Annotated in this window: 17 protein-coding genes; 12 read left to right on the forward strand and 5 right to left on the reverse strand. The window is 71.6% G+C overall.

Annotation, left to right across the window (positions count from 1 at the left end; translation table 11 throughout):
* Window positions 1-54: 54 nt before the first annotated feature.
* The gene (locus AC2AXK_RS01565) at window positions 55-4,653 is read right to left on the reverse strand and encodes a DUF7927 domain-containing protein (RefSeq protein WP_484343573.1); all 4,599 of its coding nucleotides are present in this window, start codon (window positions 4,651-4,653) and stop codon (window positions 55-57) included.
* 169 nt (window positions 4,654-4,822) lie between these two features.
* Here AC2AXK_RS01565 and AC2AXK_RS01570 point away from each other — a divergent pair, with 169 nt between their 5' ends.
* Together AC2AXK_RS01570 and AC2AXK_RS01575 are read left to right on the forward strand one after the other, a co-directional pair.
* Window positions 4,823-5,299: a hypothetical protein gene (locus AC2AXK_RS01570; protein ID WP_484343574.1), complete on the forward strand. Its 477-nt coding sequence runs from the start codon at window positions 4,823-4,825 to the stop codon at window positions 5,297-5,299.
* An 82-nt stretch (window positions 5,300-5,381) separates the two neighbouring features.
* Window positions 5,382-7,661 (forward strand): SpoIIE family protein phosphatase, encoded by a 2,280-nt coding sequence (locus tag AC2AXK_RS01575; protein WP_484343575.1) that lies wholly within the window; start codon window positions 5,382-5,384, stop codon window positions 7,659-7,661.
* A gap of 110 nt (window positions 7,662-7,771) precedes the next feature.
* Here AC2AXK_RS01575 and AC2AXK_RS01580 read toward each other — a convergent pair whose 3' ends face one another.
* The 3 genes from AC2AXK_RS01580 to AC2AXK_RS01590 all read right to left on the reverse strand — a co-directional run bounded on the left by AC2AXK_RS01580 (window position 7,772) and on the right by AC2AXK_RS01590 (window position 9,432).
* Window positions 7,772-8,062 carry a DUF6458 family protein gene (locus AC2AXK_RS01580; protein WP_484343576.1) on the reverse strand — a complete coding sequence of 97 codons (291 nt, stop codon included), beginning with the start codon at window positions 8,060-8,062 and terminating at the stop codon, window positions 7,772-7,774.
* Window positions 8,063-8,165: 103 nt separating this feature from the next.
* Window positions 8,166-8,384 carry a hypothetical protein gene (locus AC2AXK_RS01585; RefSeq protein WP_484343577.1) on the reverse strand — a complete coding sequence of 73 codons (219 nt, stop codon included), beginning with the start codon at window positions 8,382-8,384 and terminating at the stop codon, window positions 8,166-8,168.
* A 49-nt stretch (window positions 8,385-8,433) separates the two neighbouring features.
* Window positions 8,434-9,432 (reverse strand): chymotrypsin family serine protease, encoded by a 999-nt coding sequence (locus AC2AXK_RS01590; RefSeq protein WP_484343578.1) that lies wholly within the window; start codon window positions 9,430-9,432, stop codon window positions 8,434-8,436.
* Window positions 9,433-9,534: 102 nt separating this feature from the next.
* On the opposite strand from AC2AXK_RS01590, the gene AC2AXK_RS01595 reads away from it, so the two are divergent.
* The 3 genes from AC2AXK_RS01595 to AC2AXK_RS01605 all read left to right on the forward strand — a co-directional run bounded on the left by AC2AXK_RS01595 (window position 9,535) and on the right by AC2AXK_RS01605 (window position 12,699).
* Entirely contained in the window at window positions 9,535-10,413 is an 879-nt protein-coding gene (locus AC2AXK_RS01595) for an aminoglycoside phosphotransferase family protein (RefSeq protein WP_484343579.1), read from the forward strand.
* 136 nt (window positions 10,414-10,549) lie between these two features.
* On the forward strand, window positions 10,550-12,112 hold the full coding sequence (locus AC2AXK_RS01600; protein WP_484343580.1) for an NCS1 family nucleobase:cation symporter-1: 1,563 nt from the start codon (window positions 10,550-10,552) through the stop codon (window positions 12,110-12,112).
* Window positions 12,113-12,186: 74 nt separating this feature from the next.
* Entirely contained in the window at window positions 12,187-12,699 is a 513-nt protein-coding gene (locus AC2AXK_RS01605) for an N-acetyltransferase family protein (protein ID WP_484343581.1), read from the forward strand.
* Window positions 12,700-12,782: 83 nt separating this feature from the next.
* Here AC2AXK_RS01605 and AC2AXK_RS01610 read toward each other — a convergent pair whose 3' ends face one another.
* Window positions 12,783-14,813, reverse strand: coding sequence for a bifunctional copper resistance protein CopD/cytochrome c oxidase assembly protein (locus AC2AXK_RS01610; RefSeq protein WP_484343582.1), 2,031 nt, complete (start codon window positions 14,811-14,813; stop codon window positions 12,783-12,785).
* Between the two features lie 124 nt (window positions 14,814-14,937).
* Between AC2AXK_RS01610 and AC2AXK_RS01615 the strand changes: the two genes are divergently transcribed.
* The 7 genes from AC2AXK_RS01615 to AC2AXK_RS01645 all read left to right on the forward strand — a co-directional run bounded on the left by AC2AXK_RS01615 (window position 14,938) and on the right by AC2AXK_RS01645 (window position 21,937).
* Complete coding sequence (locus AC2AXK_RS01615; RefSeq protein ID WP_484343583.1) at window positions 14,938-15,936, forward strand: AAA family ATPase; 999 nt, start codon at window positions 14,938-14,940, stop codon at window positions 15,934-15,936.
* 16 nt (window positions 15,937-15,952) lie between these two features.
* Window positions 15,953-16,852 carry a DUF58 domain-containing protein gene (locus tag AC2AXK_RS01620; RefSeq protein ID WP_484343584.1) on the forward strand — a complete coding sequence of 300 codons (900 nt, stop codon included), beginning with the start codon at window positions 15,953-15,955 and terminating at the stop codon, window positions 16,850-16,852.
* Entirely contained in the window at window positions 16,839-17,327 is a 489-nt protein-coding gene (locus AC2AXK_RS01625) for a hypothetical protein (RefSeq protein ID WP_484343585.1), read from the forward strand. The genes AC2AXK_RS01620 and AC2AXK_RS01625 overlap by 14 nt, the downstream gene beginning before the upstream one ends.
* Window positions 17,321-18,373 (forward strand): vWA domain-containing protein, encoded by a 1,053-nt coding sequence (locus tag AC2AXK_RS01630; protein WP_484343586.1) that lies wholly within the window; start codon window positions 17,321-17,323, stop codon window positions 18,371-18,373. The genes AC2AXK_RS01625 and AC2AXK_RS01630 overlap by 7 nt, the downstream gene beginning before the upstream one ends.
* Window positions 18,370-19,398 carry a vWA domain-containing protein gene (locus tag AC2AXK_RS01635; protein ID WP_484343587.1) on the forward strand — a complete coding sequence of 343 codons (1,029 nt, stop codon included), beginning with the start codon at window positions 18,370-18,372 and terminating at the stop codon, window positions 19,396-19,398. Before AC2AXK_RS01630 ends, AC2AXK_RS01635 begins: the two co-directional genes overlap by 4 nt.
* Window positions 19,391-20,476: a hypothetical protein gene (locus tag AC2AXK_RS01640; protein ID WP_484343588.1), complete on the forward strand. Its 1,086-nt coding sequence runs from the start codon at window positions 19,391-19,393 to the stop codon at window positions 20,474-20,476. The genes AC2AXK_RS01635 and AC2AXK_RS01640 overlap by 8 nt, the downstream gene beginning before the upstream one ends.
* 72 nt (window positions 20,477-20,548) lie before the next feature.
* Window positions 20,549-21,937: a D-arabinono-1,4-lactone oxidase gene (locus tag AC2AXK_RS01645; protein ID WP_484343589.1), complete on the forward strand. Its 1,389-nt coding sequence runs from the start codon at window positions 20,549-20,551 to the stop codon at window positions 21,935-21,937.
* Window positions 21,938-21,939: the final 2 nt, after the last annotated feature.

The raw sequence follows: 21,939 nt of genomic DNA on the forward strand, positions 1-21,939 counted from the left end.
GTGGGACGGCGGTGGGAAGGCCCCACCGCCGTCCATCGTACGAGCGTCCGTCGGCTAGTCCGCAGGGCCGTCCTCACGCGTCGCCCCCCGGAGGGCGCCGCCCGTGCGACGCGCACCCCACGAGACACCGGCGCCGGCCGCGGTCAGCGCGAGCGCCCCGAGTGCGAGCCACATGCTCGGACCACCCGTGAAGGGCAGCCATCCGCTCCCAGGGGTTGTCCACAGCGCTGCACCGCCGGACGCGTCCGGCCGCTGCGGCGTCGGGTCGGACGGCGGGGGAGGAGCGATCGTCGGCGTCGGGTGCGACGTCGTCCTGCACTCCTCGTCCTGCGCTGCTGCGGCGCTCACCCCGGGGGTGGGCTCGAGGGCCGGTCCGGCCGGCGCGCACGGCAGCGTGCCGGGGGCTGTCACGACGTTGCGCAGGACGTCCCCGTTCACGTCGTCGTCCACCCGGACCTGGTAGGTGAGAACCTGCGTCCCTTCGAGCGTGTCGTGCCGCCACGAGATCCCGGTCCCGGTCCGTGTCGCGACGCCCGCGGTCGACGTGAGGCTGCCCTCGACGAACGTCGCGTCGTCGAGCACGTCCCCGAGGTCGTCGGTGACGAGGACGTCGTCGGCCCGCTCCCCGGTCACGATGCCCGCACGGACGGTGTAGGTGACGATGTCACCCGGGCGGACCTGCGTCCCGGGGGCCGGGTCGCTCGCCTTGTCGACCGTCCAGGTGCTCACCGTCGGGACCGGGGTGTCGATGTTCGTGATGGTGCACGTCGTGTCGTCACCCGCTGCCAGGTCGAGGACCGTCCCGTCGAACACCACGGGACCGCTCTCGTTCTCGCACACCCAGCCGGGCGTCGTGTACCCCTCCGGCCCGGTCTCGCCCAGCGTGTAGCTCCCCGGGGCCACCCGGACCGCGGTGACGGCGGGGCTGCCCGTCGTCCCGGCGACCGGCTCGGGCCCCTGGGCCGTGAGCGTCCAGTCCTCAGGAACGGCCGTGCCGCCCTCGTCGTTGATGACGTCCTTGACGAGGGTGAGCACGGGGGCATCGAAGGTGTTCGTGATGGTGCAGGTGACGGTCGCGCCGTTGGCGACCGTCACGGTGGACGCGTCGAGCGCGCCACCCTCGCAGACCCAGTCCGACGGGACGTAGTCCGGCACGCCCGTCTCGCTGAGGTCGTACTCGCCCGCCGACACCGCGACGCCCGTGACGGCGGCGCTCCCGGACGGTCCGCTGATCCCCGGCGTCGGCCCCTCGGCCGTGAGGGTCCAGTCGGAGACTGTGGCGGTCCCGCCGTGGTCGTTGACGACCTGCTTGACGAGACTGAGGGTCCCCGGCTGGTCGTCGTTGCTGATGGTGCACGTGACGTCCTGGCCGAGCTGGACGGTCACCGCGCCGTCCACCACGGGGACGGGTGCCCCGCCGACCGTGCAGGCCCACGCGCCCGCCGCGTAGCCCGCCGGACCCGCCTCCGACAGCGCGTAGCTGCCGATCGCGACGGTCGCACCCGTGATCGCCGGGTCGCCCGTCACCCCTGTGGTGCCCGGCGTCGGGCCGGCAGCAGTGAGGGTCCAGTCAGTGGGTGCCGCTGTGCCCCCGTTGTCGTTCGTGACGTCCTTCTCCAGGGTCAACGTCGAGGGCTGCGCCGTGTTCGTGATCTCGCACGTGACGCTCGCCCCGTTGGCAAGGGTCACCGCGTCGTCGACGACGGACACCGTCCCGCCGTCCGCGTCGACGCACTCCCACGTCCCGGCGTCGAACCCGGCGACGGCCGACTCGCTCAAGGTGTAGCGGCCCGCGGCGACCGGCTCAGCCGTCACGCCGTTCTCGCCGTTCCCCGAGACAGGGTCCTGGTCAGGGATGGCCTGCGGCGTCGCGGTCAGGGTCCAGTCGGCGGGGGTCTGCGTCGCACCCGTCGTCCCGGTATCGACGACCTTGCGCAGGGTGAGCTCCGCGGGGTTGTCGACGTTCACGAACGTGCACGCGACCGACTCCCCGCGGCCGAGCGTGATCTCGGTGACCTCCTGCGGGACCCCGTCGATGATGCACTCGAGGGACGTCTGGGTGAACCCGGGCGGTCCGCTCTCGCTCAGGGTGTACGTGTGCTCGGGTCGGATCTCGACCGGCTGGGCGACGTCCGGGTCAGCCCCCGCGACCTCCACCGCCTGGAGCCCGGGGACCGAGGGCGTCGAGCTCGGCTCCGCGCGCAACGTGAAGTCCGCGGGGGTGGCGGTGCCACCAGCGCTGTTGATGACCTCCTTCGCGAGCGTCAGCTGGGCCGTCTCGTTGGTCGCCGTGCACTGGATGCGCTCCCCGATCGGCACCGTGACGCCGCCGTTGAGACCGTCGCTGAAGCCGGGGACCACGGCCCCGGTGGCGCTGATCCGCAGGCACGACCACGATCCGGTGGAGAGGGGGTAGGTCTGGAGGTCGGTGCGCTGGTCGACCTGCAGATAGGTCGCAGACCCTCCGGACTCGGCGAGCTGGTACGGCACGCCGGCAGTCACCGACTGGTCGGTGACCTCAGCGCTGCCCGCGGTTCCGCTCGGCCCGGGGAGCTGCCCGGCGGGGGCAGCGGGCGCCGGGAGCGCGGACAGGTCCCAGAGCGCGGGGTCGGCGTCTCCCTCGACGTCCTTGAGGAGTGTCAGCCTCGACTCGCAGTCGACCGTGTTCCGGATGACGTAGAGGTTGTCACCCTCAGCGAGGGTGGCCGTGTAGCCGTCCGGTCCGACGGGCTCCGAGCTCGCCTCGCCGTTGATCACCACGAGCTCGGGGGTCGACACGGTGCACAGGTCTGCATCGATGTCAGGTGCCTGCAGCGTCACGTCCTCGTTGATCGTCACCGACTCCCCCGCCACGTAGCCCGAGCGCGTCACGTCCCATGCCTGCTCGGTCGCGCCGGCGCTGCCCGGACCGGTCAGCGTCAGCTGCGAGGTGAAGCCCGCCGGCTGGTTCCCCTCGGCGACCGGGTCGGCGCCGTTGATGACCCACTCCTTCTCGACCGTGACGCTGGCCGGCGCGGCCCGCTGGTTGTAGACGGTGCAGCTCACGGCTGTCGTGCTCGGTACGTCCACGGTGAACCCGGCCGCACCGGAGTTCGTCACGGCCACGGCCGCGCCCGTATCAAGGTCGGAGCACACGGCGTTCGCGCCGTCGACAGGGAACACGGCCGTCCCGTCCTGCACCTGCTCCTGGATCTCGATGGTGCCGGACGCTGCGCCACCGGTGTAGGTGAGGGGGAAGTTCACGGCGCTCGAGGCGTCGGTGGTCGCCGTCGCCGGGACGGTCACGCCGGTGGATGTCGTCGACGCGTCGAACGTCCAGCCGGCGCCCCCGAGGGTCGCGTCCGCGATGCTCCCGCTGGTCCCGACGACCTGCTTGACGACGGACAACGAGCCCGCGCAGTCCCCGAGGGCGAGCTGCCGCAGCGCCTGGCCGACGACCCCGTAGTCGGGCACCTGGAAGTAGTCGGCGGTCTGGGCGTTCGTGCCGTCGTAGGCGGTGGGTCCCGAGATCGCGGCGAGGTTGGGTGCCGTGGCGGGCTGGTCGACGCCGGCGCCGACGCCCACCGCGAGCACCCGGGCGCCTTCGGCCTTGACCGCGTTGGCCGAGAAGACGGCGTTCTCCATCTCCCGGATGCGGGTGAAGTTGCCAGGGCCCTCAGCGGGCTGCCCGTAGAAGGTGGGGTTGCCGTCCGTGATGACGACGACGACGTCGTAGGAGTCGCTGGCTTCTGCCGCTGCGGCGAGCCCGCGGTCCCAGTTCGTCCCGCCACCCGACGTCCACGGCGCGTAGCGGGACCTGAACGCGTCTGCTGCTGCTTGTGTGGAGACGGAGACGAGGCCCGGGTAGTTCTGCGTGGCGCCGTCGGCGGGTGTTCCGGAGGAGAACGAGAAGAGCGCCATCTCCGACGGTGTCCCGACGAGGGAGTTGACGAACGTGTCCGCCGCTCCCTTGAGGTCGGCCAGCTGCGACTCGCTGACCGAGCCCGAGAGGTCGAGGGCGATCGCGACGCTCAGACCGCACTGCTGCAGGGGCTCGGGGTTGGTCCTGGACTGCTGCCAGATGCCACCTGATGCGCTGCGGTTGGTGCTGCCCGTCCCGACCATGAAGTCGGTGGTGGAGCGGTACGTGTTGCCTGCGCGCAGCGTTCCGCCCGTGCGGAACTGGTGGGGGGTGGACTGGGAACCGGTGCCGTCGCCGTTGCCGGTGCGGAACGCCGAGTTCTGGGTGAACCCGGCGGGCACCCCGGTCTGGACGATCCAGAACCTGCGGTCGCAGTTGACGCCCGCACCGCCGAAGCACCCGATCGCACCGGTCTGCGTCTCGGGGACGACGAAGCTGCAGTCGCCGTCGGCGTCCGAGGTGCAGGTGGCCCATGCCTCGTTGACGGGGGTCGTCGGTCCGGTCGTCCCGTCGTAGAGCTGGAGGGTGGTCCCGGCCAGTCCCGAGACGCCCGTCGTCCCGGTGCGGTCGGCGCCCACGCGCACGGTGATGACCGAGGTGTTGCCCGTGGCGGGCGGTACGGCCATGGGCAGGCTCCCCGTCCCGCCTGCCTGCGCGGGCGCGAGGCCGGACATCCCGATGAGCCCGAGGCCCACCACCCCGGCGAGCAGTGCCGCGACGAGCCGCCATACGCGTAACGAACTGACAGCCATGTCGTTTCCCCCCCGGGCGATCGCACCCCCATGGTGCGATTCACACAATAGGCATGAATGGGATTTCTGGATACCCAGGGACAAAAACTCCCGCCGGCACGTCCCGCCGCGCGGCAGGCACCGAGCGTCGATACGGTGGGCTCCCCATCCCCTTCTCGCGAGGTCCACCATGTCGCCAGTCACCCGCCGCGCCCTGTCCCTCGTGGGCTCCGCCGCACTCGTCGTCACCCTCGTCGGGTGCTCGGACGACCCGGCGGACACGGAGACCGGGCCGACGCCGAGCGCGAGCGCGGAGACGACCGAGCCGGCTCAGGACGAGGAGACCGACGAGCCGACGGACGAGCCGTCCGAGGACGAGGACATGTCCGGCGACGTGCAGACGATCAGCGCGTCGGACCTCGCCGACCAGGTCGCGGCGTTCATGGACAGCGAGACGGGCACGGAGTACCCGGTCGAGTGCGACGGGGACCTCGACGCGGTCGTCGACGAGGAGCAGCGCTGCTGGCGCGTCATCGACGGCCTCGAGTCCGAGGACATCCCCGACGGCTCACGCCTGGGCATCACGGTGACGGTCACGGAGCTCACGCCCGACGGCCCCAACTTCTACGTCCAGGCCGACGACGCCGTGTCTCCGCCGGAGGACTGACCGTCGCGGAACGTCCCGATGTGTCGGACGTGCTGGGTATCGTTGGCCCCATGCTTCTCAGCGCCCAGCTCGGCCGACACTGATGACGGCCCCGGGAGTCGACCCGACCCTCGTCGCCCCCGGCCAGGAGATCGACCTCGACAACTGCGCACGGGAGCCCATCCACATCCCCGGACGCATCCAGCCACGAGGGGTGCTGCTGGCGGTCCGCGAGGCGGACTGCACCGTCCAGCAGGTCTCGAGCAACGTCGGGGAGATGCTCGGCAGGCCGGTCGAGGACGTCGTCGGTAGCACCCTGGCCGACACGCTCGGCCCCGCGGCCGCGACGGTGATCACCCACCACGTGCAGATGTCCCCCAACCTCCTGGCCCGCAACCCCCTGCTCGTCATGGTCGACGTGCGCGGGACGGTCGTCGCCATGGACGCGATCCTCCACCGGTCAGCGGTGTCGCCCGGCGTCGACGACCCCGACGCCCCGGCCGCCGTCCTCGTCGTCGAGCTCGAGCCGGCCGACGGCCCGCGCCCGTTCTCGTACGCGAACACCTACCAGCTCGTCCGGGACGCCGTCGCCGAGCTCAACAACTCCTCGACGCTCACGCACCTCTTCGACCGCACGGCCGTGCACATCCGTGACCTCACCGGCTTCGACCGCGTCATGGTCTACCGCTTCGACGCGGAGTACAACGGCGAGGTCGTCGCGGAGGCGAAGCGACGGGACCTCAACTCCTTCTTCGGTCTGCACTACCCCGCGACCGACATCCCCGTGCAGGCGCGGGCGCTCTACGAGAAGAACTGGGTGCGTCTCATCTCGGACGTCTCGTACGTCCCGAGCGACATCGTGCCGACCGCGCACCCGGTCACCGGTGCGCCGCTCGACCTCACCCACGCCACCCTGCGCAGCGTCTCGCCCATCCACCTCGAGTACCTCGGCAACATGGGTGTGCGGGCGTCGATGTCGATCTCTCTCATCCGGGACGGCAGGCTCTGGGGGCTCATCGCGTGCCACCACTACTCCGGGCCGCACAGCCCACCGTTCGGGGTGCGCGTCGCGGCCGAGTTCCTCGGCTCCTCGCTGTCCCTGCGCCTCGTGGCCCAGGTCGAGGAGGAGCGCATCGAGACGTCGCGGCGCGTCGGCGCGATCCTCGCGCGGCTCGTCGCCCAGAGCCGTCGTGACGAGGTGCCGCTCACCACGGCCCTCACGGAGGACGACGGCCTGCTCGAGCTCGTGCCGGCCGGGGGTGTGCTCGTGCGCTCGCAGGGACGCACCGCGACGCTCGGCACGATCCCCGACGACTCGGTCGTCGACGACCTCCTGCGCTGGGCGCAGTCCACGGGTGAGGAGGTCGCCGTCACCGACCACCTCGTCGGGACGGCGCCCGGCGTGGCCGGGACGACCGACGTCGCCGGTGTGCTGGCTGTGGTGCTGCCGGACGGCCAGGCCGTCCTGTGGCTGCGGGGCGAGGAGGCCCGCAGCGTCGACTGGGGCGGCGACCCGCACAACAAGGCGATCGCGCTCCAGGAGGACGACACGGTGCGGCTCAGCCCGCGCAAGTCGTTCGACCGGTGGCGCGAGGAGGTCCGCGGGCACAGCACGCCGTGGTCGGACGACGACATCGAGTCGGCCACACAGCTCCGCAGCCACCTCGTCGAGGCGCTCTACCTGCGCGGTCGCCAGGACCTGCGCGCCGCCGAGATGCTGCAGCGCTCCATGCTGCCCGCGGCTCTGCCGCAGGTGGACGGATGGTCGCTCGACGCGCGGTACGAGCCCTCCGGCGGTGGCCAGGTGGGAGGCGACTGGTACGACGCGCTCGTGCTTCCCGACGGTCGTCTCGCAGTGATCATCGGCGACGTCGCGGGGCACGGCCTGCCCGCAGCGGCGACGATGGGCCAGATGCGCAACTCGCTGCGCGCCCTGCTCCTGCGGTCGCAGGACCCCGGGGCCGCGATCACCGAGCTCAACGCGGTCGTGCGCTGGGCGATGCCTGACCAGTTCGCGACCCTCGTCGTCGCGCTCGTCGACACCGCGACGGGCGAGGCCGAGTACGCGTCCGCCGGGCATCTTCCGCCGCTCGTCGCGGCGGGCGACCGCTCTTCGAGGTGGCTGAGCGTGCTGGGCTCACCGCCGCTCGGCGTCGGTGACGTCGTGGCCCGGACGGGCCGGGTGACGATCCCGCGGGGTGGGGCGCTCACGCTGTTCAGCGACGGCCTCGTGGAGCGTCGCCGTGAGATGCTGGCCGTCGGTGTGAGCCGCCTCCAGTCCGCGATCGCTGACGGCTCAGACGTCGACGCCGTGCTGCGGGTCACGCGGGACCCCGCCTCGGTGGACGACGCGACGCTCCTCGTCCTGCGCCGCGCATTCTGAGCCTGCGCGCGCCATCGCCGTGCGGCCATGGACGCCAGCGGACCCCCGTCGACGCATGGTCGGCGGGGGTCCGCTGGGTGGGGCGCGGGCTGGCTCTCAGCCCGTGCCCGTCACAGACCGTCGGTGCGCTGGATGCTCTCCCGACGCGTGGTCGAACCTGCCACCGGTGCGCCGGTGCCGGCCACGGGCGCGGCCGGGGTCGCGGTGTGGTCGACGACCTCGCTGTGCGTCGTGCGGGTGCGCCGGCTGTTCATCGCGAACGCGATGATGAGCGCAAGCACTCCGGCTGCGAGGCAGATGTAGCCGATCGTCACCGTGTCGACTCCCGAGATGGGGTCCTGGACCGCGAAAGCGAGGATCGCGCCGACGACAAGCAGGAAGAGACCGATTCCGAAACCCATGCTGACTCCTTGGTTGGTGGAACGAGCTGGTGCTGCCCCCGGCAGACACCCTCCCGCACAACCGTCGGCTCCGCTCGTCGAACGCGGAGCCGGCCCCGGAGGGTCAGCCCCCTGCGTGGAGGCGCCCGGTGATCCGGACGAGGACGGGCACACCGTCCACGGTGGCGGGCACGGTGTCACGGTCCGCCTCGCGCTCGACGTTCACCTGCACGAGGTAGCCGTCGTCGCTGCGGGTGATGCCCACACCGCGGATACCGTCCCGGCCGGCGAGCTCCGAGCGCAGGACGACCTTCGCGTGCCGCGCCATCTCCAGGTCAGCCATGCCCACCTCGCCTCGGGGCCGCCCACCGGATCTCGGTGGACCACCAGCCTCAGGCCTCCAGGGCGACCCCGAGCGTGCGCAGGACCGTCGTGACGGGGTTGAGGTAGGTCAGCCCGGACCCATTCTCTCCCCCGCTCTCGCTGCCCGCAAAGAGCAGACCGAGCGCGACGCCGTCGGTCCGGTACACGAGCGATCCGCTGTCACCGCCGCGCGAGAAGGGCCCGACGCCGGTGCTCTCGACCTCGATCTGGTCGTCGAGCCGCAGCTCGCCGAGCTCCTCGCCGTACCCGACGACGACGTCGTCGAGCTCGATCGCCGTCACCCTGCCCCGGGTCAGGCCGGTGGTCCGGCCGACCTTGAGCACCTCCTCGCCACCGGAGGCGTCTGCGACGGCGGTGATGGCCCCGACCTCGGGGTAGCGCAGGTCGACGTCGGTGTCGTCGAGCCGGGCGATGGCCGCGTCGACGGGGGCCACGGTCCCGCGCGCCAGCGGGACGAAGTCCGCGAGTGTCCCGATGCGGTCCTGCGGGTCGCTCCCACCGTCCGCGGGCCCAGGCTGCAGGACCGGGTCACCGACAGCACCTGCGGGCGACCCGACGAGCACGTGGTAGTTGGACAGGGCGTAGAGCACGCCATCACGACGCACGACCGCGCCGAGCGTCCCCGCGCTGACGTCTCGGTGCGCGATCGAGACACCGGGCCGCAAGGGCCGCGCACGGCCCGTCTCCCCCACTGCCAGCCTCGTCACGACGGGCCGACGGGCGTGCGCGGGCGACGGTCGCGGACCCGCGAAGATCCGACCGGTACGGCGCACGTCGACCGCCGGTCCGACCTGCTCCGCCACGCGCCGAGCGACCATCCGCGCACGTGGGACACCCAGCCGGTACCGCACCGCGACACCGAACCCGCCGTCCGGCAACGGCGCGAGACCGAGCGCGACGCCCGGCGTCGGCGGCTCCACCCCGCTCGGCCTGATGCCGTCGTCGACCAGCCCTGCCACGTAGTCCACCAGCTGCCGTTTGATCTCCCGCGCCTCGTCCTGATCCATGCCCGCCCCCCGATCACCACCAGGCACACATACCTGGACATGCGCCCGATACTGACCCTGCCCTCCGACATCGGCTGCCGGTCGCACTACCGTGGTCCCACGATGACCGAGCCCTGGATCCCGCCCGACCCGGACGAGCTCGTCGCCCGGTGGGGCCTCACGGCGGACGGGCGGGCCGTCTCGACGCGATCGAGCCACCTCCGCCCGGTGCTCGTCGACGGCGCACCGGCGATGCTCAAGGTCGCCCGGGTGGCCGAGGAACGCGACGGTGGCCAGCTCATGGTCTGGTGGGCGGGGCGCGGGGCGGCCCGCGTGCTGCGTCATGATGACGCCGGCGCGATCGTCGTCGAGCGCGCCACCGGTCACCGGTCCCTCACGCGCGTCGCAGCGCGCGCGGTCGGGTCGCCGTCGTGGATGCTCGACGACGCCCGTGCCACCCGGGTCCTCTGCCGGGTGGTGGCGCAGCTGCACGCCGTCGGGCGCGAGGACGCGGACGCGGGCCACCCGCCGCCGCCCGCGGGTCTCGTCCCCCTGCACACCTGGTTCCGGGACCTCCTCGACCACCCCGCCGACGCACCGGCGTTCACCCGCCGGGCCGCGGGCGTCGCCCGCGAGCTCCTCGCTGACCAGCGAGAGGTCGTCGTGCTGCACGGGGACGTCCACCACGGCAACGTCCTCGACGGCGGCGGCCACTGGCTGGCCATCGACCCGAAGTTCCTCACCGGCGACCGGGCGTTCGACTACGCGAACATCGTCTGCAACCCCACCCACGACGTCGCGCGGGTGCCCGGGCGCCTCGACCGGCAGGTGCGGGTGATCTGCGAGACCGCGCACCTCGACCGCGAGCGCCTCCTGCGGTGGGTCGTCGCGTGGACGGGACTGTCCGCGACCTGGCACGCCGGGGACCCCGGCGACTCCCCGGCCGCCGCCGTGCGGGAGATCGGGCGCACCGCCGACGGGCTCCTGCGCGCCACCCGGTGAGGCACAGGGGCACCCGACCCCTGGGCGAAACAAATCTTCATCCGGCGGAAACCCCTGGTCAGGGGCCCGTGGCTAGCGTGATCGGCACAGCGACCCGCTGTCGATCCCCTCTGCCACCGCCCCTCGAGGAGCGTTCATGACCATCCAGAAGGACGCCGGCTCCGGCCCGCCGACCCCGTCGGGCACGTCCGGTACGCCGTCCGCCCCGGGCCTCTCCGACCGTGTCGCGGCCGCGACGGGCGGGTTCGTCCTCAGCGACCCGCACGCGTCCCTGCACAACGAGGACCTCGCTCCCCTCCCGCAGGAGAAGCGCCGCTGGGGCTCGTTCGAGATCTTCAACGTGTGGACCAACGACGTGCAGAGCCTCGCCGGGTACACGCTCGCGGCGAGCCTGTTCATCACCGCCGGGATCAGCGGCTGGTGGGTGTTCTTCGCCATCGTCGCTGCGGGTGCGATCGTCATGGCGCTCGTCAACCTCACCGGCCGCCCGAGCGTGAAGTACGGCATCCCCTACCCGGTCATGGCCCGCGCGAGCATGGGTGTGCGCGGCGCCCAGCTGCCGGCGCTGGTCCGTGGGATCGTCGCGATCTTCTGGTACGGCGCCCAGACGTACTTCGCGTCCACCGCCGTCGCGCTCGCGCTCAACGCGATCCTCGGGACGCCGGGCGGCGGCACGTTCCTCGGCCTCGACGCCGTCGACTGGGTCTCCTACGTCATCGTGTCCGTCATCCAGGTGAGCCTGTTCCTCAAGGGCATGGACTCGATCACGGCGTTCCTCAACATCGCCGGGCCAGCCGTCTACCTCGTGATGATCCTGCTGCTCGTGGCCGTGTGGGTGCAGGCGGGCGACGAGCTCCTGCCGGCCGTCGGGTCCATCTTCACGAACGACTCCGTGACCGGTGGCGCGGCCGTCACCGCGTTCGTCGGCGTCATCGGCACGATGATCGCGTACTTCTCGGCCGTGATCATCAACTTCGGCGACTTCGCGCGGTTCTCACGCAGCGAGGGCTCGATGCGCCGGGGGAACCTCCTCGGACTGCCGGTGAGCCTCGCGTTCTTCACGTTCCTGTCGTTGTTCATCACCGCGGGCGCGTACATCGTCTACCAGGACGGCACGGGCGAGCCGCTCACCAACCCCGCGGAGATCGTCGGCCTCACCGGCAGCGTCCCGCTCACGGTCCTCGCGGCCGTGACGTTCCTCGTCGCGACGATCGGCATCAACCTCGTCGCCAACTTCATCCCGCCGGCGTTCGACCTGTCCAACCTCGCCCCGCAGCGCATCAGCTTCAAGCAGGGCGGGTACATCACCGCTGCGGTCGCGTTCGTCATCGGCGCCCTGTGGGTCGCGGTCATCAGCAGCATCGGGCTCCCGACGTTCGTCGACACCCTCGGCGCGGTCCTCGCCCCGCTCTACGGCATCCTCGTCGTCGACTACTACCTCCTGCGCAAGCAGCGCCTCAAGGTCTCCGACCTCTACTCCGCCTCCCCGGAGGGCACCTACTACTTCACCCGCGGCTGGAACCTGCGGGCGGTCGGGGCGTTCGCCGTCGCGGCGATCTTCTCCGTCAGCGCGGTGTGGGTGGACGCGCTCAAGGACCTCAGCGGGTTCGCGTGGGTCATCGGGGCGCTCCTCGGCGCGACGTTCTACGTCGTCGCGATGCGCGGGGTCGCGCTGGCCGCACCCGCCGAGGCCGAGTGAGCCTCGCGGGTGGGCCGCCACCGGCCCACCCGCGGGCATCGACCGGCGCGACGACCGCAGCTAGGCTCCACGCCATGAACGCCCGTCCTCGCGTCCGTCCTGCTGGCCGCGAGGACGCCGACGCCATGGCTCTGGTCCACGTCCGGTCCTGGCAGGAGACCTATCGCGGCACCCTCATGACGGACACCGTCCTCGACGACCCGGGACTGCTCCCCGGCCGTCGGCGGTTCTGGACCGCCGCGCTCACGGACAGCCGATGGGCGGACAACCGGGTCGCCGTCGCGGAGCTGGACGGATCGGTGATCGGGATCGCGATGTCCGGGCCCGTCGAGGACGAAGCATGGACGCAGCACCTCTACGTGCTCTACGTGCTCGCCGAGCACCACGGGTCCGGTGCGGGGACAGCTCTGCTCGAGGCGGTCGTGCGGGAGGACGAGGCCGTCGCACTGTGGGTCGGTGACCCCAACCCACGCGCGCAGGCCTTCTACGCCAAGAACGGCTTCGTCCCTGACGGGACAGCCCGCGTCCACGACGACGTGCGCCAGCTCCGGATGACCCGCCCTGCGCGCGGTGCGCAGCACGGCTGAGCCGACCGCGACGCGTCGGTCACACATGAGCGGGAGCGCTCCGCGTCAGCGGGGGCGCGCCACGTCAGCGGGAGTGCGCAACGTCAGCGAGGGCGCGCCGCGTCCTGGTCGGCGATGCGCTGCAGCATCTCGTTGTACTCGTCCATCTCGAGGTCGCCCTCGCGGTCGACCTTGCGGTCACGCCGCTTCGACGCCCGCTCGTCGGACCGCGACCACGACAGGGCGACGATCATCGCGAGGATGATCGTGGGGATCTCCCCGACGCCCCAGGCGATCCCGCCGCCCTTCTGCTGGTCGGCGAGCGCCGTCGGGCCCCACTCGCGGCCCATGAGACCGAACCACTCGGGGACGAGCAGCACCTCGCCGGACATGAGGGTCACGCCGAAGAACGCGTGGAACGCCATGGTCGCGAGCAGCAGCAGCAGCCGCTGGGCGTGGGGCGGCCGCGACGGCCCCGGGTCGATGCCGATGAGGGCGTTCGCGAAGAAGTACCCCGCGAGGGTGAAGTGGGCGACCATGAGGATGTGGCCCACGTGGGTCGAGAGCGCGTACTCGAAGGCCGGCGTGTAGTAGAAGACGATCATCGACCCCGCGAAGTTCAGGGCGGCGACGATGGGGTTGGCGAAGAAGCGCCCGTACCGGGAGTGGACGATCGCGAGCAGCCACTCCCGCGGGCCCCGCGAGCCGTCCTTGCGGATGGGCAGCGCGCGCAGTGCGAGCGTCACGGGTGCCCCGGAGACGAGGAACAACGGCACGACCATCGCGAGGATCATGTGCTGGATCATGTGCGCGCTGAACAGCACGGAGCCGTAGACGGCTCCCCCGCCGTTCGTCACCCAGAACATCGCGACGATGCCGACGGACCAGCACACCGTGCGCAGGGCAGGCCACGCGTCGCCGCGCACGCGCAGGCGCCACACCCAGCGCAGGTAGACCACGAGCGCCGCCGCGCACGCGAACGCGAGCAGCACGTCCCAGCGCCACTCCGTGAACCACCGGGCGAGGGTCGGTTCCGGCGGCAGCTCACGGCCGGTGACGAGGTACGCGGGAGTGGGCTCGACCGGCGGTGGTGACTCGTCCGGGGGGTTGGTCGCACCGAGCGCGACCGCGACGCCGCTCACCGCGCCCATGACCGTGACCTCGACGGCGACGAGCCGCCAGAAGAGCATCGTCGTGCGGGCCGTGGCGCTGCCGACCGTCGCACCCAGCTGTCGTACGACGAACCGGCGGTGCGCCCAGCCGAACCCGCCGAGGACGACGAACAGGCCCACCTTCACGAGCACGAGCACCCCGTAGTCGGTGCTCAACCCGTCCCACCCACCGAGGCGCAGGACGCTGTTGACCAGCCCGGACAGTGCCACCATGACGAAGCACCACGCGGCGACGGAGGAGTACCGGGCGACGACGGGCGCGAGCTCGTCGTCGGCGAACGTCCCGCGCGCCCGCAGGACGGCGATGACCGCGAGCGCGCCGATCCACACGGCCGCCCCCACGAGGTGGAGCATCATCGACGAGACGGCGAGCTCGTGGTCCGCGCTGCCCGCCGCGTGCCCCATGAAGGACTGCAGGACGAGGGCCCCCACGACGGGGACGGCCGTCCACAGGGCACCGAGGGGTGAGGAGACGAGGAGGGCGAGCACCGCTGTCATGGCGGCGATCACCGCGGTGGCGAGCAGGCCCTGCCCGCTCGGGATCTGCGTGAGGTAGGTGCCGAGCTGGTCGCCGAACCCCTCGGCGTCGAGCGGCAGGCCCACCGTGCTGGCGCCGGCGAGCACGGCGCGGGCCAGGGCGCTCACGGCCCACGCCCCCGCACCGACGGCCGCTGTGCCGAGCGCGCGGGAGAGCGCGAGACCGGGCCGGACGACGAACGCGGCGAGGACGAGGGCACCGAGGGTGACGGAGACGGACAGCTCGCTGAGCACGGTGGCGACCGGCAGACCCCATCGCACGGGAGCGCCCGGGTCGAGGAGGACCCGCGCCGCGAAGGCGGACGACATCCACCCGCCGAGGACCGCGGCGAGCACCGCGGCGAGGACCGCCGCGGGCAGCGCCCACAGGAGGATGCGAGGAGCGCGCGACGAGGTCGCCGCGGTCGTCGTGGAGCGCACTGACATCACAGCTTCCAGACTACGTGCGGCCCTGCGGGGATGGGGACCTGGCACCATGAGCGCTCGGTCACTCCGAGCGCGCCCGCTGGCATACTGAGGGCCGACTCGCCCGACGAAAGGTGCATGACGCATGAGCGCAGGCCAAGGCGGCATCACGCCCGCAGAGCTCGAGCGGGCACGGACCCTGCTCGGCACCATCAGTCAGGTGTTCGACCGGCGCGTCGTCGGACAGGAGGCGCTGCGCACCGCTCTCGTGAGCTCGCTCATCGCCGGCGGGCACATCCTCCTCGAGAGCGTGCCCGGCCTGGCCAAGACGACGGCGGCCGAGACCCTCGCCGCTGCGGTCGGCGGGTCGTTCCACCGCATCCAGTGCACACCGGACCTCATGCCGAACGACATCGTCGGCACGCAGATCTACAACTACGGCACGGGTTCCTTCACCACCCAGCTCGGACCCGTGCACGCGAACCTCGTGCTCCTCGACGAGATCAACCGCTCGAGCGCCAAGACGCAGTCGGCGATGCTCGAGGCGATGCAGGAGCGCAAGACGTCGATCGGTGGCACCGAGTACCCGCTGCCCGACCCCTTCATGGTGCTCGCCACGCAGAACCCCATCGAGGAGGAGGGCACCTACGTGCTGCCCGAGGCCCAGATGGACCGGTTCCTCATGAAGGAGATCCTCACGTACCCCACGGCCGCGCACGAGGTGGAGATCCTCGAGCGCATCTCGTCGGGCCGTCAGTCGGCGCCGATCGACGTCACCCCGGTCACGCTCGACGACGTGCGGTTCCTCCAGGGGCTCGTCGACGAGGTCTACGTGGACGCCTCCATCAAGCGGTACATCGTCGACATCATCAACACGAGCCGCTTCTCGGGCCCACGGCCCGTGCAGGGACTGTCCAACCACGTCCGCGTCGGCGCGAGCCCCCGAGGCTCCATCGCCCTCATGCGGGTGGCCCAGGCGCTCGCCATCCAGGCGGGCCGCTCGTTCGTCATCCCCGACGACGTCAAGGCCGTCCGGTACGCGGTGCTCCGCCACCGCCTCGTGCGGACCTTCGACGCCCTCGCGAACAACGTGCAGCCCGAGCAGCTCATCGACGCGATCTTCGACGCCGTCCCCACTCCCTGAGACCCGTGACGACGCCATGAACGAGATCTCCCGGCTCGCGCAGGTCCGCGCGCGACTCGAGCTGCCCGTGGCGCGCCGCGCCGCCGGTCTGCTCGAGGGTCGTCACCGGTCGATCTTCAAGGGCCATGGCCAGGACTTCGACGACCTGTCGCTCTACTCCCCCGGGGACGACGTCGGGGACGTCGACTGGAAGTCGAGCGCGCGTGCGGGGATCCCGATCATCCGACGGTTCGTGCGGCAGTCGAACCTCAACCTCGTCATCGTCCTCGACACCGGGCGCAACATGGCCGCGGTCTCCGCGGGCGGCGAGGACAAGTCCGACGTCGCGTGCTTCATGGCCTCGCTCGTCGCCTACCTCGCCCGCGACCGGGGCGACCGCGTCGCGCTCGTCGCCGGCGACGCCGAGCGGCTCGTGCAACGCCCACCGCGCGCGAGCACCCAGGACCTCGAGATCATGCTCCACCAGGCCGCGGGCCTCTTCGACATCGACGCCCCGGCGAGCGACCTCAACCGGCCGCTGGAACGTGCGATGACGGCGTTCCAACGACGTTCGCTCATGATGGTCATCACCGACGAGGCCCGGCCCGAGCCCCAGCACGAGCGCCTCCTGCGCCAGCTGCGCGTCCGGCACGAGGTCATGGTGCTCGCCGTCGCGGACGCCTCCGCGCTCACCCTCACGGGTGGCCCGACGAAGAAGCCGGTCCGCGACGTCAACGACGCGCTCTTCCTCCCGCCGTACCTCCAGCAGCGCAAGGCTCTGCAGCACTCCGCGGAGCAGGTGGTCCGCGCTCGACGCCAGGTCGTCGCCGACCTGCTGCGACGCCAGCAGATCCAAGGGATGATCGCCACGAGCACCGACGACGTCGTCCTCCAGTTCATCGATCTCCTGGGGAGGCAGAAGCGTGCCCGTCGATGACATCGTCGCCCCGGTGGCGTTCAGCCCGTGGTGGGCGATCGTCGGGCTCGTGCTCGTCACCGTCGTCGTCGCGTGGCTCGTCACCCTCTTCATCATCACGCGGCGTCGACCCGAGGAGGAGCCGGTGACCCCCGCGCCCCCGCCCACGAGCTACGCCGCCGGCAGCGACCCCTTCGTCGACCTGCGCGTGGTCTACCTCGCGCGCGTCGACGAGGTGGAGCGCGCCTTCCGCGCCGCGGAGATCGACGTCCGAGAGCTCCACCTGCGACTGAGCGGAATCGTCCGGGAGTTCGCCGGGCGCCGCCGCGGGGTCGACACCTCCGTCATGACGCTCACCGAGCTCGAGCACCTCACCGGGGCCAGCCGCCTCGCGAACCTCATCGCCCGCTACTACCAGCCGTCGTTCGCGCGCACGACGACCGAGACCGGTGACGAAGGGCTCGACGGCGCGAGGACGGTGATCTCCTCGTGGTGATCCTCGCAGCGGAGGAGGTCTCCTCCGCGATCCGCTGGCCGTGGGTGGTCGTCGTCGTCCTCCTCGTCGCCCTGGGGGCGCTCGCCGTCGCCTGGTACTTCACCCGCCACCCGCGCAAGGTCGAGTCCGAGGAGGCTGTCTGGGTCGCGAACTCCGACTACCTCGAGCAGATCCCGGCGTTCCGCGCGTGGGTCCTGCGGTACCGGCTGCTGCAGTGGACCGGTGTGCTGGGGTTGACCGTGGCGGTCCTCGGAGCGGGCTTCATCGCGGCCCGGCCCGTCGACGTGTCCGTCGTCAACCAGAAGCTCGGCACCCGGGACATCGTCCTGTGCCTCGACGTCTCCGGATCGATGCTCGAGTACGACAAGGAGATGGTGGAGGTGTTCGCCGAGCTCGTGGAGAGCTTCGAGGGCGAGCGCATCGCACTGTCGATCTTCAACTCGACGTCCCGCACGGTGTTCCCGCTGACCGACGACTACACGCTCGTCCAGGACCAGCTCGAGGAGGCGGCGGTAGCTCTCGACCCCGAGCTCGAGTACTCCGGCGACGAAGAAGCGACCGAGCGCTACCTGCGCTTCACCGCGGGCACGACAGGCACCTCGGAGGGTTCGTCGCTCATCGGCGACGGGCTCGCCAACTGCGCCCTGCAGTTCGACGAGACCGAGACCGAGCGTTCCCGCTCGATCATCCTCGCGACCGACAACGACCTCCTCGGCACCCCGATCTACACGCTCCAGGAGGCGGTGACCCTCGCCGACGAGCGCGGCATCGCCCTCAACGGCCTCTACGGTGCGTCCGACTGGGGCGGCTCGGAGAACCTCGAGCGCGAGTACCGCGAGGCGATCGAGAGCGTCGGGGGCATGTACTTCTACAGCGACGACGGCGATGCCGTCGAGCAGATGGTCGAGGACGTGCAGGCCCAGCAGGCCGTGGACCTCGATGCCGCCCCCGAGGTGACGAGCGCCGACAAGGCCGGACCGTGGTTCGTCGTCGCGGTCGTCGGCGTGACGCTCCTCCTCGTCGTGCAGTGGAGGTTGCGCGAATGATCCTCCAGTACCTGCTCCCGCTGCCAGCCCTGCTGGCGATCTTCGTGCCCCTGCTCGGGTTCACGGGGTTCCTCGCCGTGCGCGGCCTCGTCCGCCGCAAGCAGCAGGGCACCGCGCCGGCGTGGGCCTGGATGCGCCGGTTCGCCGTCGTCGCCGTCCTCGCGTGCATCGGGCTCGCGCCGAGCGTCCCGAGGTCGGGCGTGGACACGTCCGTCACCGCGGTCGACGTCTTCTTCGTCGTCGACCGCACCGGGTCCATGGCCGCCGAGGACTACAACGGCACGGAGCAGCGCCTCGACGGGGTGCGTGCCGACATCCAGAGCCTCACCGCGGACATCCCCGGCGCCCGGTACTCGATCATCTCGTTCGACTCCCAGGCGAGCCGGCAGCTGCCGCTCACCACGGACGCCCGCGCCGTCGTGTCCTGGACCCAGACGCTCGAGCGCGAGGTGACGATCTACTCGCAGGGCTCGCTCATCGACCGGCCCCTCGACGAGCTCTCCCGCGCACTGACCGGCGCCGCCGAGCAGCACCCCTCCAACGTCCGCCTCGTGTTCTTCATGACCGACGGCGAGAACACCGCGGAGGGCAGCCGCCGCTCGTTCGCGGACCTCGAGCCCCTCGTCGACGGAGGCGCCGTGCTCGGGTACGGCACCGAGGAAGGTGGCCGTATGAAGGAGTACGACCCGATCTTCAACAACGGTCAGAGCCCCGAGGGCGACTACATCGTCGACTCCACGCAGCCCGGCGAGCCCGACGCGCTGTCTGTGCTCGACCCGGAAGAGCTGCAGGCCGTGGCGGACGAGCTGGGCGTCGAGTACCTCCAGCGGACGGCGCCGGGCGAGACGGCGGAGATGGTCGCCGACATCGACCCGCAGCAGATCGCGTCCGACGGCCGCCGGACGCTCACCTCCTACCAGATGGTCCTCTGGCCGTTCGGCATCGCGCTCGCGCTCCTCCTCGCCCTCGAGGCATGGGCCGCCGGACGGCGGATCGGGCACTCCGTGGGGGTGGAGCATGTCTGAGCAGACCGACCTTCCGTCGAAGGTGTCCCAGCGCGCAGCACAGCGCCCTGACCGCAAGGCTGCGCGCCGTGCCGAGCTCGAGCACCGTGCCGAGGAACGCCGCCGCGTCCTCGAGTACGACCGCGTCGCCCGGCTGCGGGCGGAGCGGCTGCGGCGTCGCAAGCGCCTGTTCTGGTGGACCCTGCCTCTCGTGCTCGTGCTCCTCGGCGGCGCCTGGAAGGCTTTCTCCGTGCCGATCGTCTCGGGCTCGGCGAAGGACGAGTACAGCGCCGGGACGTTCGCCGAGTCGGCGGCGTCGTACCACTGGTTGCAGACGCTCAACGTGGCCGAGCAGTGGAAGGTGCACTTCGCGGAAGGGACCGCGCTGCTGCGCGACAACCAGCTCGAACCCGCGATCGAGGAGCTGTTCCGCGCGCACGACGCCGCGCCCGACGCCCCGGCGGACGTCGCCGAGATCGCGGACGACGAGCAGGTGCCCGTGTGCATCATCCAGGTCAACCTCGCTGTCGCGCACGAGCTCCAGGGCGACGTGGCGCAAGGGGTGGGCGACGGGCACGTCGACCGGATGAAGCGTGAGCAGCAGGCGCTCGACGCGCTGGGCGACGACGTGCCGGACGACGGGACCGCGCCGGACCCCGAGACGTACAAGGACCTCGCGATCGAGAGCTACACGGAGGCGGAGGAGCTCTACGCCGACGCCAACGAGATGCGGGTCTGGAACGAGTGCCCGGACGACGACGAGGCACGTGACCGGGTGACGGAGAAGGAGACGAGCGCACGGGACAAGCGCGAGGCGCTGGAGAACCCGCCGCCCCCGCCGCAGGACCCCCAGGATCCTCAGGATCCGCAAGAACCCCAGGACCCCCAGGACCCGCAGGACCCCCAGGACCCGCAAGAACCCCAGGACCCGCAGGACCCCCAGGACCCGCAAGAACCCCAGGAGCCGCAGGAGCCACTGACCCCGGAGGAGCGTCGAGCCCGGGAGCTCGAGGAGCGCAACCGTCAGGGTGAGGAGGAGCGGCGGGAGACCGAGGGCTGGCTCGACGACGACGCCGAGTCGCCGCCCCAGCAGTGGTGAGCGGCGCCGCACGGGCGGACGATGACGGGTGACGGGCGACGGCGCCCGTCGAGCGAGGAGGAAGAGGACCTAGTGACGGACACGAGCATGCCCACGGGGACGACGGGGAACGGACCCAGCGGGGACGGCGCCCCCACGGACGGGGCACCGCGGGGCGCGGCTGCGGAGCCCGTCGGTGGGTACAACTGGTCACGGAACCTCGCGTACCGCGCAGCGGCCATCGAGTACCCGACGACGACCGAGCAGGTGCAGGAGATCGTCACCCGTGCGGACAAGGTCCGGGCGCTGGGCAGCCGGCACTGCTTCAACGACATCGCGGACACGACCGGCACGCTGCTGTCCATGGCGAAGTTCGTCTCCGGCGGGGACGGCGGGCTCGACGTCCGCACGACGGACGACGGCCGTACGACAGTCACCGTGGGGGCGGGCGTCAGGTACGGCGACCTCGCGGCGGCTCTGCTCACGCGTGGCCTCGCTGTCCACAACCTCGCGTCCTTGCCGCACATCTCCGTCGGCGGCGCGATCGCCACGGGTACCCACGGGTCGGGTGACGGCAACACGGCCCTCGCCGGCGCGGTCGTCGGGATCGAGCTCGTCACGGGGACGGGCGACGTCATCACGGTCCGCGAGGGTGACACGGACCTCCCGCTCGAGGCCGCCGTCGTGCACCTCGGTGCGCTCGGCGTCATCACCCGCGTCACCCTCGCCGTCGAGCCCGCGTACGACGTGCGGCAGGACCTCTTCGAAGGGCTGGCGTGGTCGACGCTCGAGCAGGACTTCGACGCGATCACGAGCGCGGCGTACTCGGTGAGCCTGTTCACCCGGTGGGGCGACGAGGGGATCGACCAGGTGTGGCTGAAGTCCCGCACCGACCGACCGTCGCAGGCTCCCCTCGACGCCGGTACGGACTTCCATGGTGCCCGGCCGGCCGTCACCGACCTCCACCCGCTGCCGGGTATCTCCGCCGAGAGCTGCACGCAGCAGCTCGGTGTCCCGGGTCCGTCGCACGAGCGCCTGCCGCACTTCCGGATGGAGTTCACACCCAGCAACGGTGAGGAGCTCCAGACGGAGTACCTCGTCCCCCGGCAGCACGCCCTCGCCGCGATCGCCGCGGTCCGTGGGCTGCGGGAGCACGTCGTGCCGCTCCTGCAGATCACGGAGATCAGGACGATGGCACCGGACGGGCTGTGGCTCAGCCCGTCCGGCCAGCAGGACACCGTCGCCCTGCACTTCACGTGGCTGGACCGCCAGCCCGAGGTCGAGGCCGTCCTTCCTCTCATCGAGGAGGCGCTCGCGCCGTACGACGCCCGCCCGCACTGGGGCAAGCTCTTCACGACGAGCGCCGAGCGTCTCGCCGAGCTGTACCCCCGGCTGGGTGACTTCACCGACCTTGCTGCACGCCTCGACCCCCGCGGTGTGTTCCGCAACGACTACCTCGACCGGCTCCTCCCCCGTCGCTGAGG

Source organism: Sanguibacter sp. Z6_81, from assembly GCF_057180625.1.